This window comes from Hylemonella sp. GW821-FHT12C09 (assembly GCF_058807395.1).
Genome location: NZ_JBXAQQ010000005.1, coordinates 40,220 through 59,304, shown reverse-complemented (window position 1 = coordinate 59,304; position 19,085 = coordinate 40,220). Strand labels below are relative to the sequence as shown.

The following is a 19,085-nucleotide window of genomic DNA, read 5'->3' as shown; positions in this document are numbered from 1 at the left end:
TTACCAGGAGACCCCGCCGAGATGAAACGCAGCTTCAAAGTCCTGTTCATCCTGCTCATCGTGCTGATCACCGCGCTGGCCATCGCCATAGCCGCGGGGGTCTGGCATGCCCGCAGCAAGCTGCCGCAGCGCAGCGGCACGCTCACGCTGAGCCAGCTCAAGGCCCCGGTCTTGGTGAACTGGGACGAGCGTGGCGTACCGCACCTGCAGGCGCAGAACGAAACCGACCTCTACCGCGCGCTCGGTTTCCTGCACGCGCAGGACCGGCTGTTCCAGATGGAGATGGTGCGGCGCCTGGCACGCGGTGAACTGGCCGAGATCCTCGGCCCCAAACTGCTCGATACCGACCGCCTGTTCCGCACGCTGGAGCTGCGGGCCCATGCCGAGGAAAGCGTGAAGCGCATCGACCGCAACAGTCCTGCCTGGCTGGGCCTGCTGGCCTATCTGGACGGCATCAACGAATTCCAGGACACACGCCCCCTGCCGGTCGAGTTCGATCTGCTGCGCATCCAGCCCCAGCCCTACACACCCGTCGACACCCTGGCCGTGGCCGGCTACCTGGCCTACAGCTTCGCCGCCACGCTGCGCACCGAGCCCGTGCTGAGTTATGTGCGGGACCAGCTTGGCCCCGACTACCTGCAGGTCTTCGATCTGGAATGGCAACCCCTGGGAGTGGTCGGCCCGATGGCGCACAAGACACCCGCGCGCAAGCTGGCGGCTGCCGACTGGCAGGCCCTGGCACGCGTCTCCGAAGTCAGCCAGCAGGCCATGGACCTCGCGGGGGTGCCGCTCTTCGAGGGCAGCAATGCCTGGGCCATTTCCGGGCGCCGCACCGCCAGCGGCAAGCCCCTGCTGGCCGGTGACCCGCACATCGCCTATGCGCTGCCTGCGGTCTGGTACGAGGCGCACCTCAGCGCACCGGGCTTCGAACTCTACGGCCACCACCAGGCGCTCAACCCCTACGCCCTGCTCGGCCACAACAGCCAGTTCGGCTGGAGCCTGACCATGTTCCAGAACGACGACATGGATCTGGTGGCCCTGAAGGTGAACCCGGACAACCCGCGCCAGGTCTGGCACCAGGGGCAGTGGGTCGCGCTGCAAAGCCGTACCGAAACCATCGCGGTGAAAGGGGCCGATCCGGTCAACATCACGCTGACCCGCTCGCCCCACGGCCCCCTCATCAACCAGGCCTTCCCCGACAGCCTGGGCCAGGCACCGATCGCGATGTGGTGGGCTTTCCTGGAAACCGAGAACCCCATCCTGGACGCCTTCCGTGAACTGAACCGTGCCGACACCCTGCCCAAGGCGCGTAACGCCGCCAGCAAGATCCACGCCCCGGGCCTGAACGTGGTGTGGGCCAACGCAGCCGGCGACATCGGCTGGTGGGCTGCGGCCAGGCTGGTGCAGCGCCCGCTCAGCGTGAACCCCAGTTTCATCCTCGACGGCGGCAGCGAGCAGGCCGACAAGCCGGGGTATTACCGCTTTGCCGACAACCCGCAGGAAGAAAACCCGGCGCGGGGTTATATCGTCTCGGCCAACCACCAGCCCGTGCCGCGCAGCGGCGTGCCGGTGCCGGGCTATTACAACCTGCCCGAACGCGCACGGCGCCTGGACCAGTTGCTAAGGCCCGCCGGCACCCTGTGGAACCTGCAGAACAGCCAGGCCCTGCAGCTCGACGAGCAGACCGATTACGCGGCGCGCGTGCTGGGCCCACTGCTGCCACTGCTGCGTGAAAAGTCCACCGACGCCATCGAGCGCGCGCTGATCGACCAGATAGGCGAATGGGATGGGCGCCACAACACGGCCAGCATCGCGCCCACGGTCTACAACCAGTTCGTCTACGAGCTGCTCAAGGCAACCATGGCCGATGAGCTGGGCGAGGTGCAGTTCAGCAACCTCCTGCGCACCCGTGCCATCGACCATGCGCTGCCACGGCTGGTGGCCGACCCGCGCTCGCCCTGGTGGGACAACCGCCGCACACCGGACACGGAGAACCGCAACGACACCGTGTTGCTGGCCTGGCGCGCCACCCTCAAGCATCTGCAGGACCTGCGTGGCCTTTCCCTGCCCGGCTGGACCTGGGGCAACAACCATACGGTGACCCACGGCCACCCGCTGGGGCGCCTCAAGCCGCTGGACAAGCTGTTTGACGTCGGTCCGCTGCAAGCCCCGGGCGGGCGGGAGATCCCCAACAACCTGGCCCACGCCCTGGGCCCGGCGCCCTGGAACGTGAACTACGGCCCCTCGACACGGCGGCTGATCGATTTTGCCGATGCCGGCAAGGCGCTGGGCATCAACCCCGTGGGCCAGAGCGGTGTGCTGTTCGACCCCCACTACGCCGACCAGGCACAGGACTTCATCGCCGGCCGCTACCAGCCCATGCACCTGAACCCGGCCGACGTGAAAGCGGCCACGCGCAGCACCTTGGTGCTACAACCGACGCCTTAGCGCCTGTTCGCGGACTCTAAAGCGCCCGGCTCCAGCAGCGCACAGAGCGCCTGCATGTCCACCACGGTGGCATGCGGGCGATGCTTGTCGTGCGCCCAGTCGTGACCGGCCCGGTTGACCCAGACGGTCTGCAGGCCGGCGTCCAGCGCGCCCACGACATCCAGCGCGGCATCGTCGCCCACGTGCAGCACCTCGTGCGGTTTGACGCCCACGGCCCGGGCAGCGGCGTGGAAGAAACGCGGATCGGGCTTGCCCACGCCGAACTCCTGCGCGCTGAAGCCCGCCTGGAAATACTCGCCCAGGCCGATGCGCTGGACATCGGCATTGCCGTTGGACAGGGCCACCACCGGGTAACGCTGCGCCAGCCAGGCCAGCGCCGGGCGCGCATCGGCGTAGAGTTCGACGCGCATGCGCTCGGCGATGAAGACCTCGTAGGCCGGCGCCACCAGCGTGGTGTCCTCGTCATGGCGTTGCAGGGCGAGGCGGATCAGCTCCTGGCGCAGGGTGCGCAGGTCGTGCCCGATCTCGGGCCGGCTGGCCTGGACCTCGCGGCGCAGGGCGAGGCGCCGTTCGCCATCGGTCAGAAATTCGGCGGTGACTGGCGCATGCGGTCGCAGCCAGTCCTGCAGGGCCAGTTCGGCGCGGGTGATCACCGGCCAGATCGGCCACAGGGTGTCGTCGAGGTCGAGGGAAATGGCCTTGATCCGGGAGGCGTCGAGCGTGGCTTGCATAGGTGGGCGAGAATACCGCATGGCATTCAAAAAAGAACCCGCGTACACCCATGGCCAGGCGCCGACCACGGCCATCCTCTTGTGCAACCTGGGCACACCCGACGCTCCCACACCCGCTGCGCTGCGCCGTTACCTGGCCGAGTTCCTGGGAGACCACCGTGTGGTGGAGATCCCCCGGCCGATCTGGTGGCTGATCCTGCATGGCATCATCCTGCGCCTGCGCCCGGCCAAATCGGCGGCCAAATACGCCACGATCTGGACGCCTGAAGGCTCGCCGCTCAAGGTCTGGACCGAAAGGCAGGCACAGCGCCTGCAGGCATGGATGCAGCAGCAGGGCCACCACGTCACGGTGCGCTACGCCATGCGCTACGGTAACCCGTCCATGGCCGCGCAGCTCGACGCGCTGAAGGCCGAGGGCGCCACCCGCGTGCTGGTGCTGCCGGCTTACCCGCAGTACTCGGGCACCACCACGGCCAGCGTGTTCGATGCCGTCTATCACTGGGCTGATCGTGTGCGCACCATCCCCGAGTTGCGCTTCATCAACCGCTACCACGACGATGCCGCTTACATCAGCGCACTGGCGCAACGCATCCGCGCCCACTGGCAGGCACATGGCCAGCCCGACCAGCTGGTCATGAGCTTTCACGGCGTGCCCGAGCGCACCCTGCACCTGGGTGACCCCTACCACTGCGAGTGCCACAAGACCGCGCGCCTGCTGGCGCAGGCACTGGGCCTGGGCAAGGAGCAGTACACGGTGACCTTCCAGTCGCGCTTTGGCAAGGCCAAGTGGCTGGAGCCCTATACCGAGCCGACCGTGATCCGGATGGCGCAGGCCGGGGTCAAGCGCATCGACGTGGTCTGCCCCGGCTTCACCAGCGATTGCCTGGAGACGCTGGAGGAGATCGCGCAGGAAGTTCGCGAAGCCTTCCTGCACGCCGGCGGCGAGGCCTTCCACTACATCCCCTGCCTGAACGACAGCCCCGAATGGATCGCCGCCATGGGGCACTTGTGTGAACGGCACCTGGGCGGCTGGCCCACGCACCAGGCCCCGGATGCCGCGGCGCTGGCAGCCTCGCGGGCCGCCGCACTGACGCTGGGCGCCAAGAACTAGGCTGCGCTGGCGGTCCGGTCCCCGTCAAGATCCATTTCGGCGCGCAGCGCCGCCAGGGTGTCCTGGATCGTGGCCTCGAAGCGCTGCTGCCAGGCCTGGGCACCGGCGGCGGCTGTGCCCTCGCGACAGGCCGACTCGGCCGCAGCCGCCAGCGCGGCCAGGCGCGTGGCCCCCACCGTGGCCGCCAGACCCTTGAGCGAGTGCATGCGCCGCAGCGCCTCCTGCATCATCATCGGCTGTCGCAGTTCCTGGAGCCAGTCGGCCAGCTGCTGATCCAGCCCCGCCGTGAAGCTGCGCGTGACCTGGTCAAGCAGGTCCTGGTTGCCGCCCAGCCGCCGCACGGCCGCCGGGCGCTCCAGCAAGGGCGCCGACCCGGACGGCGACACCGAGGCCGGCGCCGGCACGGCAAGCGCCGGGCGCTCAGCCCCGGGGCCGGTGAAACGTTGCAGCAGGTCCACCAATGGGTCGATCTCGAAGGGCTTGCCCACATGCGCGTTCATGCCGGCAGCCAGGCTGCGTTCGCGATCGGCCGGCAGGGCATTGGCCGTCATGGCAATGATGGGCAAGTCAGACAGCCGGAGTTCGGTGCGGATCAGGCCGGCGGCCGTGAGGCCATCCATGACTGGCATCTGCACGTCCATCAGCACGGCATCGAAAAGGCGACCTGCGGCCCGGGCCGCCGCCACGGCATCCACGCCTTCCCGTCCGTTGCCGGCGATCTGCACCTGCGCACCCTGGGCCTGCAGCAACTCGGCAGCCACCTGCTGGTTGATCGGGTTGTCCTCCACCAGCAGCAGTCGCTTGCCCGTCAGTCCCCGGGGCGTTGGCGCGTTGACAGGGGGCTGGGTGCCACCCGCTGACGCTTCGACCACGGCATCGAGCAGCATGGAAGCGGTCAGCGGCTTGAGCAGGAAGCCGTCGACCCCTTCTCGCTCCGCGGCCGATCGCACCGACAGCAGGTCCTGGGCGCTGGCCCCCACCAGGATGAGCAGCGGTGCCTGCGGCCCCGAGCCGCAGGACTGGCGGATGGCGCGGCACAGGGTCCGTCCGCCCATGCCGGACATCTGCGCGTCGACAAAACAAGCCTGGTAGCCCTGGCCTTGCGCGGCGGCCTGCTGCAGCAACTGCCAGGCGACCTCACCGTCACTGCTTTCCTCCACCGACCAGCCCAGCGTGCGCCCCATGCCGGCCAGCAGCTGGCGCGCCACCGGGTTGTCATCCACCACCAGCACCCTGGGCGGTTTGCCGCCGCTGCGGCCCAGCCAGGGCTGCGCCCGGGACGGCACAGGCGCAACCGGCTGCTGCGCTGGCTCGGCAGGGAGCGGCAAATCGAGGCTGAAGAAGAAGGTGCTGCCCTGCCCCGCTGCGCTCTGGAGTTCCAGCCGCCCTCCCATCATGGCCACCAGGCGCTGACTGATGGCCAGCCCCAGGCCTGTGCCGCCGAAGCGGCGGGTGGTGGACGACTCGGCCTGCGTGAACCCCTCGAAGATCCTGGCCTGATGCTCTGGTGCAATGCCGATGCCGCTGTCACGCACAGCCAGGCGCAGCCGCACCGCGCCGGCCGTGCGGGCCTGCACCCGGATGCTCAGCACCACTTCGCCGCGTTCGGTGAACTTGATGGCATTGCCGGCCAGGTTGATCAGGATCTGCTTGAGGCGCAGGGCATCTCCGACCAGCTGCCGCGGCGTATCGGGATCGATATCGAACAACACCTCCAGCGGCCGGCTGTCCAGATTGGCCGAGAGAACGACCGAGAGTTCGCGCAGCAGAAGGTCCAGCGCGAAGGGGTGGGGATCCAGCATCATCTTGCCGGCCTCGACCTTGGAGTAGTCCAGGATGTCGTTGAGCAAGCCCAGCAGCGAACGCGCGGCCCCTTCGGTCTTGGCCGCATAGTCTCGCTGGCGCGGATCGAGCTCGGTCCCCTGGAGCAGCTGCAACATGCCGAGCACGGCATTGAGCGGCGTGCGGATCTCGTGGCTCATGTTGGCCAGGAACTCTCCCTTCGCCTGCGATGCGGTCTCGGCCGCCTCCACCGCCTGCTTGAGCTCGGTGATGTCAATGCGAAAACCCACGTGGTAACCATCGGGCGTGCGGGCCTCCAGAATGCGCAACCAGCGCCCGTCGTCCAGGCGCTGCACGACGAACTGCCGGTGCCGGCGATGTGCAACCAGGCGTTCGGCCACCCACTCGTCGATGCGGCCGTTCGCTTCGGGGTACTGGCCGCGTTCGGCCCCTGTGCGCACGATGTCCTCGAAACGGGCACCGGGCACGATCAGGTCGGCCGAGGTCTGGTAGAGCGCGCGGTACTTTTCATTGCAGTAGAGCAGGCGGTCTTCCTGGTCGTAGATGACAAAGGCCTCGTCCAGCGCGTCCATGGCGCTGTGCAGGATGCGTTTGTACTCCTCCAGTTCCTGCTTGCTGCGATGTTCGGTCGTGACGTCGGTGTAGGTGGTGACGAAGCCGCCCCCGGGCAGGTTGGCCCCGCGCACCTCCAGGATGGATCCGTTCGGGCGCTCGCGCCGAAACAGGCGCGGTTGCGGGTTGCGCGCGCGCTGCAGCAGGATGTCGACCGTGGTGTCTCCCTGCGGGCCGTACTCACCGCGCTGCGCATTCAGGCGGATGATGGACTCGAAGGACAGGGGTGGGCGTTCGAGCAACGCCGGCGGCACGTCAAGCAGCGACAGGAACAGGCTGTTGTAGATCGGAATGTTCAGCTCGCTGTCCACCACGCTGAGGCCGCAGGGGATGTTCTCGATGATGGTGCGCATGAGCTCATTGCCGTGGCGCAGGTCCGTGACGGCCTGCCGCAAGGCCGTGACGTCGGTTCGGATCGAGATGTAATGCTCCACCACGCCCGCGGCGTCGGTAAACGGCATGATCAGCGTGTCGACCCAGTACAGGTGGCCATCCTTGGCCCGGTTGCAAACCTCGCCGCGCCAGATCCGGCCCTCGATCAGCGTGGCCCAGACCCGCGGCCAGAGATCTTCATCCTGCACACCGGACTTCAGGATGCGGTGATTCTGTCCGATCAGTTCCTCGCGGCTGTAGCCGCTGATGTTCTCGAAAAACGCGTTGACCTGGGTGATGCGCCCCTGACGATCGGTCATCGAGACGATGGCGAACTCGTCGATGGCCCGCATCAGCTGCTCGTTGTCGCTCAAGGCCCGTTGCAGGGCCTTTTCGCGGCTGAGCCGCTCGGTGATGTCGCGCTCCACGGCCATGAAACCACTGAGTTGGCCGGCCTCGTCGTACAGCGGCTGGATTTCAAGATCCAGCCAGTATTCACGGCCCTCCTTGTGGCGGTTCAGGATCTCGACACGGCAGGGCTCGAGCGCTCGCAGGTGACCTGCCAGACGGGCCACGGTTTCGGGGTCGGTCTGTGGAGACTGCAACAGACGGCCCGGCTTATGCCCCAGGGATTCCTGCAGGCTGTAACCGCTGATACGGGTGTAGGCCTCGTTGACCCAGGTCATGCGCCCCTGCGGATCGGTGATGATCACCGCATCGGTCGTGTGGCGGGCCACCCGGGCCAGCCGCTCCAGTTCAACGGTCATTTGCCCGGCCAGCCGCTGGGCACGCTGGCGTGCGCTGGCCAAGAGCCAGACCACCCAGGCCAGCAGCCCGCTGAGCGCGAATCCCCCGATGCCGCCACCGATCAGCACTCCCGTATTGATGCTGCTCTCCAAGGCGGGCAGGGTGTTGGCCCGCAAGGTCAGTGGCCTGCCACCGATCAGCAGTGGCTTGCGCGACGTCAAGCGGGGCTGATGGCTGACCGAAGCATCCGAGGCCTGGGAGCTGAAGAGCGTGGTGCTCTCGCCCTGGGGCCCGGTTTCGAGAATCTGGAAGTCCAGGCCCGTGTTGCGCAGGTTCTGCAGGCCGGGCTGCATCAGTTCTTCCATCACGATCGGCGCGTAGACCAAGCCCCGCAGAGCCGCAAACCGCTGCGCTTCGGTCGCCAGCGGCATGCCGGGCCGGTAAACCGGCGCCAGGTACAGAAAGCCTGGCCTGGCCTGACCGTCCTGGACGAGCCGGATCGCTGCACTGAGGGACGTGGTGCCGGTCCGCACGGCGCGCTCCACCGCCTCCCGGCGCACCGCCTCGGCGCCGACATCGAAGCCCCGGGCCTCGCGGTTGCGCGCCAGCGGCTCGATCAGCTTGATCACATACAGGTCCTCGGCATTCCCGCTGGTCTTCAGCTCGAAATCCGGTGCGGCGTCGGCGCGCTCGAGCTGCACAAAGGCCGCCAATTGCTTGCGTGGCACCCGCTCGATGAAGCCGAAACCCCGGACCCCCGGGATATCCACGTCGAGCCGACGCTCTGCGACATAGGCCGCAAACTGGGCGCGGCGCACGGGATCGATGGCGGCGTACATGCCGCGCGCGCCCCCCAGTCCGTTGGAAACCAGCTGGAAACGACGCTCGATATTGTCGACCAGGCTTTCCACCTCGTCGTCGAAATGGTTCTGCAGGCGTTCGGCCTGATGCATCGCCTCCATGCGCACCAGCGCTGCCGTCAACACGCTGCCCAGCAGCAGGATCAGCAAGGGCAGGAAGACCGGATGCCGGAGCCAGGCCGCACCCGCGCCAAGGCGGAATGGGAACCAGGAAGCCGAAGGGAGGCTGGTGGAAGTGGTGCGGGACGGGTCAGCGGACTGCTTCATGTCACAGGCAGGCATGTGATGATCACGCCCTGCAGGCAGATTCTCGCCACCCGGCGAAAAGTCGGGCTTGAGCTGGATCAAGAACGTCCCACGGGGTCTGCGTGCACGATAGCAGAGTTCCTGGGACGGCCATCGTGTCAGCCCGGCCCCGTGCGGACCCTGCCACTGTCGCCGCGCTCAGGACTTCCGGGGATGCCGCAGGGATTCGTAGGCAGGCCGGCCCAGGCACTGCTGCAACCAGGCGCCGACCAGGGGAAACTGCGCCATCAATTCGCGGGCGGCACGCACCCACAGCAGCACGCTAGCCACGCAGAGGTCGGCCACGGTGAAGCGTGCCGCAGCAAGATGGGACTCCCCCCGCGCCTGCTGCTGTGCCAGGTGCTGCTCCAGCACACGCAAGGGCACCTTTAGGCGCGACTCGGCCGCGTCTGCGAGCTCGGGCTTGCGCTGCTCGACCGGCATCACCAGGCGATGCATGAGCACGGTGAGTGCATCCTTCTCCACCTCGGTGACGGTCCAGAAGCTCCAGCGCAGGGCCTCGGCATCCTCGCGCGGCGTGGCCGGTACCAGGTTGAGACCATCGGGGCGACCATGCTGGCGCGCAATGTAGAGCGCGCAGGCCATGCTCTCCCAGACCGTCACATCGCCCTCGGGCCGGTGGTCCACGACCACCGGAATATGGCCGTTCGGGTTGAGCGCCAGAAAATCCGGCGTACGCGTGGCGCCCGCCCTGTAATCCGTCTGCACGTGCTCGAACGCCAGGCCGAGTTCAGTGGCCACCCAGAGCGGCCGGACCGTGCGGGACGCCTGGATGCCGTAGATTGTCAATGCCATGAAGCCTCCTCAATTGGACAGCCCGCATTGTGCCCAAGCCCCTGGACCCGGATCTCGCCTGCAGCTCAGTCGTGGCGGCGAATGAAATCCAGCACGGCATCCAGTTGACCGGGCACATTGAGCGCCGGCGCGTGGCCACAGCCCGGCACCTCGATCACCTGCAGGCGGCCGCTACGGCCCGGGCCCCGGGTGCGCATGTGCTCCACCGTCTCGCGCAGCACCAGATCCGATTCTGCCCCGCGCAGCATAAGCATCGGGGTGTCTATCAGGTCGTAATGCTCCCAGAGCAGGTAGTCATCCGGGTGATGGACGAACTGCTGCACCATGGCCGGGTCGTAGTGCGGGGTCACCCGGCCATCGGGCAGACGGCGCGTCGAGGTCTCGGTCAGACGCCGCCATTGCGCGTCGCTGAGCCAGCCAAAGGGCTGGTAGGCCTGGCGGAAAAACGCTTCCAGCTCGCAGACCGTTTCGAAAGCCGGCGGACTGCCGGCATAGGCGCGGATGCGAGCGATGGCGGCGTCGGCCAGCTGCGGGGCATTGTCGTTGAGCACCAGACTGCGGATGCGGGCCTTGAGTTGAGGCTGCAGGCGGCCTGCGGCGCACACCGTGCCGATGGCCCCGCCCATGGAGGTGCCCACCCAATGCGCCGAGGCGATACCCAGTTGTTCGAACAGATCGGCCGCCAGGCGCGCATAGAAGGCCAGGTTGTATTCCAGCTGCGGCTGAGGGCTCCATTGGCTCAGGCCACGGCCCAGGGTGTCAGGGCAGATCACGCGGTAGCCCTGGACGCTCAGGTATTCGGCCAACTCATCCATGTCGCGCCCGGTGCGCGCCAGGCCGTGCCAGGCGATCACGGTGCGCGTTTGTCCGGCACCCCATTCGGTGTAGTGGATTTCACGTCCGGCGCAGCGGACGTAATGGGATGCCGGTGTCATGCGAGATCTCCCTGTGTCTGAATGCCGGTCAACGCAGCAGCTTGCCCGAGGCGCCGATCACGGTCACCTCGACATAACGCGACCCGACCCGGTTGCCCGGCGCAAAACTCACCCGCGTGCCGCCGAGGTCGAAGCTGTTGAGGGTCTCCAGCGCCTGGATCAGACGGGCCCGCGTCGGATTGGGCCCGGCCCGGCGCAAACCCTCCACCAGCACCTTGGCCCCGAGGAATTCCTCGAAGCTGGTGTAGTTGGGGGCCTGCCCCTGGCCATACTTCTGCAAGAGCGCCTGGTATTCGCGCACCACCGGCTTGTTGGCCATGTAGGGGTACGGCACCACCTGCGAAATACCCAGGCCGTGCACAGCCTGCACGCCGGCCAGCTTCACCAGCTCGGCGGGGTCGACCACAGATATGTTGAAAAGCTGGCCCCCGCCGCCCGCCGCCCGGTACTGCTTGGCAAAGGCCGCCGTGGAGCGATTCACCGAAATCATGATGACCGCCTGCGCCTCGGCTGCCGCGATGACGCGCACGGCCCCATGCACCTGGTCGGTGTTGCGTTCATAAGGCGCCGCAGCCACCAGCTTCAGACCACGCCGGGCTGCCGCCTCCTCCACGCCGGCCAGGCCGGCCTTGCCGAAGGCATCGTCCTGGTACATCACGGCGATGCGTGTCATGCCCAGCGTGACGACCTGGTTGACCATGTGCTCGGCCTCGTCGGCATAACCCGCACGGACATGGAAGATGTAGGGATTGAAAGGTTTGCGCAGGGCCTCGCCCCCGGTATAAGGCGCCACCAGGGGCGCGCCACCGGTCTCCAGCACGCCGTCACTCAGCAGCTTGGCCACATTGGCGGTTCCGGCAAAGCCGAAGAGCGCGATGACATCGGGCTTTTGCAGAGCCTCGCGGGTCAGGCGCACGGTCTCGTCCACCTTGTAGCCGTCGTCCTGCACGACATGGCGGATCTTCGCGCCATGGATGCCGCCGTTGTCATTGACCCATTCGAAATAGATCCTGCCACCCAGCACCATCTGCTGGCCCGTACTGGCCAGCACCCCGCTCAAGGGGGCGACCTGCACCACCGTCAGCTCGGCCGCCCGCACCGCCGGCGTCACCGCCAGCACAAAGAACAGGCAGGCCATTCCACGCCGCAGATGCGCGGCCCCCGATGACATTCCCAACATGCTTGTCTCCTTCTGTTTTATGCGGGCTCAGGACCCGCTTTGGTTTTGCGCAGGCTGCGTGCCCGCAAACGTCCCACGACCCCGGTAGGGAAGTAGTAAACCGACAAGACAAAAAGCAGACCGAGCCAGAGCAGCCAACGGTCGGGGGAAAGCAAGGCGGCCAGCAGCGGCATGCCGGCGGCGGCCTCGCTGCCCAGACGCAAGAGGTCCTGCAGATAACTCTGCGCCACCACGAACAGCGCCGCACCGATGGCCGAGCCGTAGATCGTGCCCATACCGCCGATCACCACGATCAGCAGCACGTCCATCATGATTTCGAAGGAAAGCGAGGTGTCCGGCCCGTTGTAGCGCAGCCAGAGCGCCAGCATGGCACCGGCCAGGCAGGCGAACAGGGCCGAGAGCACGCTGGAGAGCGTGCGGTAGACCACGACACGGTAACCCAGGGCCTCGGCGCGGAATTCGTTCTCGCGGATGGCCTGCAGCACGCGGCCAAAAGGCGAGTTGACAATGCGCAGCAGAGCCAGCAGCAGCAGCAGGGCCACCATGAAGAGCAGGTAATAGGAGATCAGCTTGCCGTCGACCATGGTGCCGAGCACGGGTGCTTCGAACAATTCGAAGCTGGGTGAGAGCACCTGCGGCAGCTTGAAGCTCAAGCCGTCCTCGCCGCCGGTGAACTCCGACAGCTGCGACGCCAGGGTCTGGAAGGCCGCGGCCACGGCCAGTGTGATCATGGCGAAGAAGATGGCCCGCACGCGCAGCGAGAACAGGCCGATCACCAGGGCCAGCAGCAGCGTGAGCGCCAGCGCGGCCAGCAGCCCCAGCCCCAGCGCCGTCCAGGTGGGCCCCAGATGGGTCGTGGCGATCGCGATGCCATAGGCACCGATGCCGAAGAACATGGTGTGCGCAAAGCTGACGATGCCGGTGTAGCCCAGCAGCAGGTCGAAACTGGCGACCAGCACCAGGAAGATCAGGATCTTGGCCGCCACGTTGAGCGCCTTGACGCCGGGCACGATGAAAGGCGCGACAGCGAGCGCGAGCAGGAGCAGGACCAGCACGACAGCCAGGATGCGGCTGCGCGGAAGATCGTTGGAGATGAGTCGAGCAAACATGTGTTGCTCCTTAACGGTTGGCCACGGGGTAGACCCCCTGCGGTCGCCACAGCAGGATGGCGACCATCAGCGCGATGTTGGAAAACAAGGCCACCTTGGGCACCAGGAAGCCGGTGTAGTTGGCCATCAGGCCCACCAGCAGCGCGCCGATCAGGGCGCCCGCCGTGGAGCCCAGGCCGCCGATGATGATGACGATGAAGATCAGCACATTGACCTGCGCACCCATTTGCGGAATGACGCTCTGCTGGTACAGGCCCCACATCACGCCGCCCAGGCCGGCCAGGGCACTGCCCATGACGAACACGCCCACGAAGAGGCGGCGGATGCGATAGCCCAGGGCCTCGACCATCTCGCGGTCCTGCACACCGGCGCGGATCAGCAGGCCGATCTTGGTGCGCGACAGGGTCCAGGCCTGCGCGGCGAACACCGCCAGGCCGACCACCACGGCAATCAGGCGGTATTTCTCGACCGCCGCATCCCCCAGCAGCACCGCGCCACGCATGGCTTCAGGCAAGGGCAGCGCAATCTGCTGCGGACCCCAGATCACCTTGATCAGTTCCTCGCCGATGATCATGCCGCCCATGGTGATGAGGATCTGCTTGAGGTGCTGGCCGTAGACCGGCCGCACGATGTAGCGCTCGAAGGCCAGGCCAACCGCGCCCGCCACGAGCATGGCGACCACCATGGCCGGCAGCACGGCCAGCAGGTTGCGCCACAGCTCCTGCGAACCGGTCCAGTCGCCCATCAGGCCCAGGACCGTGGTGGCGACGAAGGCGCCCAGCGCAATGAAGACGCCGTGGCCGAAGTTCAGGACGTCCATCAGGCCGAAGACCAGCGTCAGGCCCGAGGCGATGATGAAAACAATCATGCCCATGGCCAGCCCTGCCACGGTGAGGCTGAGCCAGGTCGAGCCCGAACCGACCAGCGGCAGTGCGGCCAGCGCCAGCAGCGGCACCAGCAGCAGGGGCTTGTAGTCGAAGTCTTTCATGGTGCCCCCACACTTTTCACTCTGTGTACTGCGCTGCCCACCATGGGGGCGCTCGCACCTTGGGACGGCCCTGCGGCGCTCGTGCTCATAGCGCCAAGCCCAGCAGCGACTGCTGCAATGCCTCGTCCCCGGCCAGGGCCTGCATGGTGCCGGCGTGGACCACCCGACCGTTGTCCATCACGGCCACGCTGTCGCCCAGGCGCTTGGCGAAGTTGATGTTCTGCTCGACCAGCAGGATGGTCACGCCACCGGCCTTGAGCTGCTGGAAGGCTGCGATCATGTTGTCGATCATCACGGGCGCCAGGCCCTTGCTGGGCTCGTCCACGATCAGCAGGCGACGCGGCTCGACGATGGCGCGTGAGACCGCCAGCATCTGCTTCTGTCCGCCCGAGAGCTTGCCCGCCGGATGGTTCCAGAACTTCTCCATGGCGGGGAACAGCTTGAAGATCCACTGCAGGCGCGCTTCATCCATGTCGGCGGCGCGACGCGCCCGACGCGCGGCCAGCAGCATGTTCTCCTTGACCGTGAGGTCGGCAAAGATGCCCATGTTCTCCGGTACGTAGGCGATATCCCGCGCAGCGATGGCCGGCGTCGGCAGGGCCGTGATGTCCTGGCCGTCGAACGTGATGCGGCCTTGCGAGGGCGACCACAGGCCCATGATGGTGCGCAGCGTGGTGGTCTTGCCGGCGCCATTGCGGCCCAGCAACAGGGTGAGCTGGCCCCGCGGCACCTGCAGATCCACACCATGCAGGATGTGATAAGCCCCGATGTGGGTCTGCACGCCTTCGAGTTTGAGCAGGATATCGCTCATGCGGGCTCCTTGGCGACGCCCAGATAAGCTTCCTGCACCACCGGTGAGGCCATCACCGCGGCCGGTTCGCCGTCGGCCACCAGCGTGCCGTTGTGCAGCACGATGATGCGGTCGGCGAGTTCGCGCACCACATCCATCTTGTGCTCCACCAGCAGGATGGTCTTGGTCTTGTCCTGCTTCAGCTTGCGAATCAGGTTGAGGATCACCGGTGCCTCGTCATGGCTCATGCCGGCCGTGGGCTCGTCAAACATATAGACCTGCGGGTCCAGCGCCATCAGCAACGCCACCTCCAGCTTGCGCTGGTCACCGTGCGGCAGGCTGGCCACCGTCACGTCCTGCTGGTGGGCCATGGCCACCGACAACAGGATCTCGTGCGCCCGTGCGTTCAGGCGCGCATGGGCGCTCCAGATGCTCCACAGATTGAGGCCGCGGCGGTGCGGTCCGTCCAGCGTGGCCTGCACGGCCAGGCGCACGTTCTCCAGCACACTGAGGTTCGGGAACAGATTGGTGAGCTGGAAGGCTCGCCCCAGGCCGGCGCGCGTGCGCGCCGAAGCCGGCAGACGCGACAAGTCACGCCCGCCCAACAGCACCTGCCCCGCGGAAGCCGTCAGCTGGCCCGAGATCAGGTTGAAATAGGTAGTCTTGCCCGCGCCGTTGGGTCCGACGATGGCCGTCAAGGTGCCCGGCGCGAAGCTGCACGAGACGGCATGGACCGCCACGTGTCCGCCGAAGCGGATCGTGAGATCGCGGGTTTCCAGCATGATAGATAGAGTCTCGATTGAGGGAGCGGCGTAGCGAGCGTGTCGAGGGCAAGGCGCACAGCGCGCAGCAACCGGAACGTACTCAGGTACGTGAGGATTTCGAGCACTGCGCAACGCCGCCATCGGCGCGCGCAGTAGCCGGGCACTCGATCAGCGCGTGTTGCGGATGGGGATGGCCATCTCTTCCGGCTTGATCTCATGGATCAGCTCGGGCACACCCCAGGCGAAAGCCGGATCGGCCTTGATCTTGAAGTGGTACATGCTCTGCATGGCCTGGTGGTCTTCCTTGCGGAAGGTCATCTTGCCCTTGGGCGTTTCGAAGCTCATGCCTTCCATGGTGGCGATCAGCGTGTTGGTGGCCGTATCGCCATTGCTCTTCTTGAGTGCCGTGACCACGGCCATGGCCGCACTGAAACCGCCGGCCGTGAAGAAGTCCGGCGGGGTCTTGAACTGGCTGTAGTGGCGCGAAACCATGGCTTCGTTGACCGGGTTCTTGGGCATGCCGAAGTAGTAGTAGGCCGCGCCCTCCATGCCCGGGAACTGCTTGTAGGCCACCATGGCCGGCAGGATATTGCCGCCCGTGGCCAGTTCGATGCCGAAGCGCTTCTTCAGCTCCAGTTCCGCAAACTTGTTGAAGGGCGGGTTGGCGCCGGCCCAGACGACCCAGACGAATTTGCGTCCCGGCTGGTCCTTCAGACGATCCACGACGCGCTGCAGGCCGGCGGTGAAGTCCGTGGTGGCCGGCGGCAGGAACTCCTCGTGCACGAGCTTGGCCTTCTTGATTGCTTCGCGGAAGGCCTTGACGCCGTCCTTGCCGAAGGCATTGTCCTGCGCCAGGGTGACGATGCTCACGCCCGGCTTGTCCAGCGCCACGGCGTTGGCGATGGCGTCCTGGCTGCTGTTGCGGCCGGTGCGGAAGATGTACTTGTTCCACTTGTCGCCGGTGATGGAGTCGGCCACGGCGGGCTCCACCAGAAGGATCTTCTTGTATTCCTCGGCCACAGGCAGCATGGCCAGGGCCACGGGCGAGGCGGTGGGGCCGACCGCAAGGTCCACCTTGTCGTCACCATAGGCGGCAGCCAGCAGGCTCTTGCCCAGGTCCGGCTTGCCCTGATCGTCTTTCTCCAGCACGACGATCTTGCGGCCGGCCACGGTCATGGTGCCGCCGGTGGCGTAGTCCAGGCCCATCATGAAACCGGTCTGGGTCTGCTTGCCATAGGCTTCCAGCGCACCGGTCTTGCTGTAGATGTGGGCGATGCGGATGTCCTTGCCCTGGGCGTGGACGCCAGCCGCCAGGAAGGTGGCGGCCAGGGTGGCGCCGATCAGGCCGCTGCGGATGATCCATTGACGACGTTGCATACAGGTCTCCTCATGTGAATGGTATGGGTTCATCCTTGCAGATACCATGCCACATCACAAACTATTGATTTCATTGGATTTTTTCTTTACGCTGCGCATCAAATGTATTGATTCCAGACGTTTAATTGTCTGAAATAAATACATCTGCCTTAATTCAAGACACTCGCTTCCAGGCGCTCATAAAGCGTGGCACGCGAGATCCCCAGCATCCTGGCTGCAGCGACCTTGTTGCCGCCACAGGCCCTCATGGCTGCAGCGATGGCCGAACGTTCTAGCTCCGCAACCTGCTCGGCCAGTGGCCGCACCCCACCCCCCAGCGCAGCACGGGCCGGTACCGCGGCCGACAGCGGCGCTTCCAGTTGCTCGATCCCGGTTTCACGCAGCACCCGTGTGATCCGTTCGCCGTCGATGCGGCTGGAGTCGCCCAGCAAGGCGGCCTGCTCCAGCACATTGCGCAGCTCGCGCACATTGCCGCGCCAGAGTTGAGCTGTCAGCAGGTCCATGGCCTCGGGCGTGTACTCGGGCTGCGGCAGGCCGCTGCGCTGGGCCAGTTCTTCGCCCAGGGCCTCAACCAGCGCCGGGATGTCGGAACGGCGTTCACGCAGCGGCGGCACGCGGATGGGCAGCACATTCAGACGGTAGTACAGGTCCTCGCGGAACTTGCCTTCGCGCACCAGGCGGACCAGGTCGCGCGAGGTCGCAGCAATCACCTTGGCCTCGAAACGCAGCAGCCGGTTGGAGCCCAGGGGTTCGAACTCACCTTCCTGCAGGGCACGCAGCAGCTTGGCCTGCAGGCCGGGAGGCATATCGCCGATCTCGTCCAGGAACAGCGTGCCGCCGTCGGCCAGCTTGAGCTTGCCGTCGCGACCCTTGCGCTCGGCACCGGTGTAGGCCCCTGGCGCCACCCCGAAGAACTCGGCCTCCAGCAGGGTGTCGGGTACCGCGGCAATGTTGACCGTCACGAAGGGTCCGTTGGGACGAGAGGACACGGCATGGATGGCGTGCGCGAGCAGCTCCTTGCCGCTGCCGGTCTCGCCCAGCAGCAGCACCGGGCTGCCCGACTGCGCGGCGCGGCGCGCCAGGCGCTTGAGTTCCACCACGGCCGGGCTGCCCCCCACGAAGCTGGCAAAGGTGTATTTGGCACGGCGCTGGCCGCTGCTGCGTTGACTGGCCAGTTCCCGCCTTGCGTCATCCAGTTCACGCTGCAAGGCCGCGAACTTGTTGATCAGCGGCTGCAGATTGGTCTCGGGATGATCGAACAGCACGATGCCCAGGGCACCGATGACCTCGCCCGAACTGTCGCGCAGCGGAATGCGGCTCACGCCGAAGGTGCCGGCGCGATTGCTCAGCAGGTCGATCAGGATGGGTTTGCCGGTTTCCAGCACATGGTGCAGCTGCGTGTTGTGCACCACGCTGGCCACCGGATGGCCCACGAAATCCTCGACCCGCGCAAACCCAAGAGCCGGCAGGAAACGCTTGTACTGCTCGTTGATCCAGACCACCTTGCCCTGGCGGTCCACCAGCAGCATGCCCTCGCTGGCGTTGGCAAACAGGTCGAACATGGAGCGGGCGGCCAGCTCCAGGATGCTCTGGGCATCGCGCGGCAGGACGTCCTTTTTTTCCATGCGGCAATGGTACAGTGACCCGCATGTTTCGCTCTCCCCGCTTTCCCTGATGAACGCTCTGCGCATCGACAAATGGCTTTGGGCGGCGCGTTTCTACAAGACCCGCTCGCTGGCCGTTGAGGAGATCGACAGGGGGCGCGTGCTGGTCAACGAGCAGAACGTGAAGCCGGCGCGCGAGGTGCGACCCGGCGACCTGGTCAGCGTGCGCCAGGGCGCCATCACCCACATCGTCAAGGTGCAAGGCCTGAGCGGCCAGCGCGGCCCGGCTCCCGTGGCGCAGCAGCTCTATGAAGAAACCGAGGCCAGCCGGCTGGCGCGCGAAGCGGCGGCCGAGCAGCACCGTCTTGCCGCAGAGCCTGCACTCAGCATTGAGCAAGGGCGGCCGACCAAGCGGGATCGGCGCCAGATGGACAAGGCGGGGTGGGGGGAACGGTGGAGCGCTTCCGCGGATTCGTGAGTCGGCTTGCTGGCCACCGATCTCTACCGGAACAACGCGGGATTGCTCGAAATTCGTCTTGCGCGAATTTCTCGG

General features: G+C 66.5%; 14 protein-coding genes. 3 read left to right on the top strand and 11 right to left on the bottom strand.

Translation table 11 applies throughout. The annotated features are described in order from the left end of the window. Positions 1 to 21 precede the first annotated feature (21 nt). Complete coding sequence (locus AC1RRP_RS09825) at positions 22 to 2,448, top strand: penicillin acylase family protein (protein WP_493035634.1); 2,427 nt, start codon at positions 22 to 24, stop codon at positions 2,446 to 2,448. Here the strand turns inward: AC1RRP_RS09825 and AC1RRP_RS09820 are convergent. Continuing rightward, positions 2,445 to 3,179, bottom strand: a complete 735-nt coding sequence (locus tag AC1RRP_RS09820; protein ID WP_493035632.1) for an HAD family hydrolase — start codon at positions 3,177 to 3,179, stop codon at positions 2,445 to 2,447. The two genes, AC1RRP_RS09825 and AC1RRP_RS09820, sit on opposite strands and share 4 nt — an antisense overlap. A gap of 19 nt (positions 3,180 to 3,198) precedes the next feature. Between AC1RRP_RS09820 and hemH the strand changes: the two genes are divergently transcribed. Next, positions 3,199 to 4,290, top strand: a complete 1,092-nt coding sequence (gene hemH / locus AC1RRP_RS09815; protein ID WP_493035630.1) for a ferrochelatase — start codon at positions 3,199 to 3,201, stop codon at positions 4,288 to 4,290. Here hemH and AC1RRP_RS09810 read toward each other — a convergent pair. The 10 genes from AC1RRP_RS09810 to AC1RRP_RS09765 all read right to left on the bottom strand — a co-directional run bounded on the left by AC1RRP_RS09810 (position 4,287) and on the right by AC1RRP_RS09765 (position 18,553). Then, positions 4,287 to 8,951 carry a PAS-domain containing protein gene (locus AC1RRP_RS09810; protein WP_493035629.1) on the bottom strand — a complete coding sequence of 1,555 codons (4,665 nt, stop codon included), beginning with the start codon at positions 8,949 to 8,951 and terminating at the stop codon, positions 4,287 to 4,289. The genes hemH and AC1RRP_RS09810 overlap by 4 nt on opposite strands. Before the next feature lie 177 nt (positions 8,952 to 9,128). Further along, the gene (locus AC1RRP_RS09805; protein WP_493035627.1) at positions 9,129 to 9,785 is read right to left on the bottom strand and encodes a glutathione S-transferase family protein; all 657 of its coding nucleotides are present in this window, start codon (positions 9,783 to 9,785) and stop codon (positions 9,129 to 9,131) included. Between the two features lie 65 nt (positions 9,786 to 9,850). Further along, on the bottom strand, positions 9,851 to 10,720 hold the full coding sequence (locus tag AC1RRP_RS09800; protein ID WP_493035625.1) for an alpha/beta fold hydrolase: 870 nt from the start codon (positions 10,718 to 10,720) through the stop codon (positions 9,851 to 9,853). A gap of 28 nt (positions 10,721 to 10,748) precedes the next feature. Continuing rightward, positions 10,749 to 11,891, bottom strand: a complete 1,143-nt coding sequence (locus tag AC1RRP_RS09795; protein WP_493036065.1) for an ABC transporter substrate-binding protein — start codon at positions 11,889 to 11,891, stop codon at positions 10,749 to 10,751. A gap of 26 nt (positions 11,892 to 11,917) precedes the next feature. Next, on the bottom strand, positions 11,918 to 13,009 hold the full coding sequence (locus tag AC1RRP_RS09790; protein WP_493035623.1) for a branched-chain amino acid ABC transporter permease: 1,092 nt from the start codon (positions 13,007 to 13,009) through the stop codon (positions 11,918 to 11,920). A gap of 10 nt (positions 13,010 to 13,019) precedes the next feature. Then, entirely contained in the window at positions 13,020 to 13,997 is a 978-nt protein-coding gene (locus AC1RRP_RS09785) for a branched-chain amino acid ABC transporter permease (protein WP_493035621.1), read from the bottom strand. A gap of 85 nt (positions 13,998 to 14,082) precedes the next feature. Next, entirely contained in the window at positions 14,083 to 14,808 is a 726-nt protein-coding gene (locus AC1RRP_RS09780) for an ABC transporter ATP-binding protein (RefSeq protein WP_493035619.1), read from the bottom strand. Beyond that, positions 14,805 to 15,569, bottom strand: a complete 765-nt coding sequence (locus AC1RRP_RS09775; protein WP_493035617.1) for an ABC transporter ATP-binding protein — start codon at positions 15,567 to 15,569, stop codon at positions 14,805 to 14,807. Before AC1RRP_RS09775 ends, AC1RRP_RS09780 begins: the two co-directional genes overlap by 4 nt. Positions 15,570 to 15,719: 150 nt before the next feature. Beyond that, complete coding sequence (locus tag AC1RRP_RS09770) at positions 15,720 to 16,928, bottom strand: substrate-binding domain-containing protein (RefSeq protein ID WP_493035615.1); 1,209 nt, start codon at positions 16,926 to 16,928, stop codon at positions 15,720 to 15,722. Positions 16,929 to 17,077: 149 nt separating this feature from the next. Continuing rightward, positions 17,078 to 18,553 carry a sigma-54 interaction domain-containing protein gene (locus AC1RRP_RS09765; protein WP_493035613.1) on the bottom strand — a complete coding sequence of 492 codons (1,476 nt, stop codon included), beginning with the start codon at positions 18,551 to 18,553 and terminating at the stop codon, positions 17,078 to 17,080. A gap of 49 nt (positions 18,554 to 18,602) precedes the next feature. On the opposite strand from AC1RRP_RS09765, the gene AC1RRP_RS09760 reads away from it, so the two are divergent. Continuing rightward, positions 18,603 to 19,010: an RNA-binding S4 domain-containing protein gene (locus tag AC1RRP_RS09760; protein WP_493035611.1), complete on the top strand. Its 408-nt coding sequence runs from the start codon at positions 18,603 to 18,605 to the stop codon at positions 19,008 to 19,010. Positions 19,011 to 19,085: the final 75 nt, after the last annotated feature.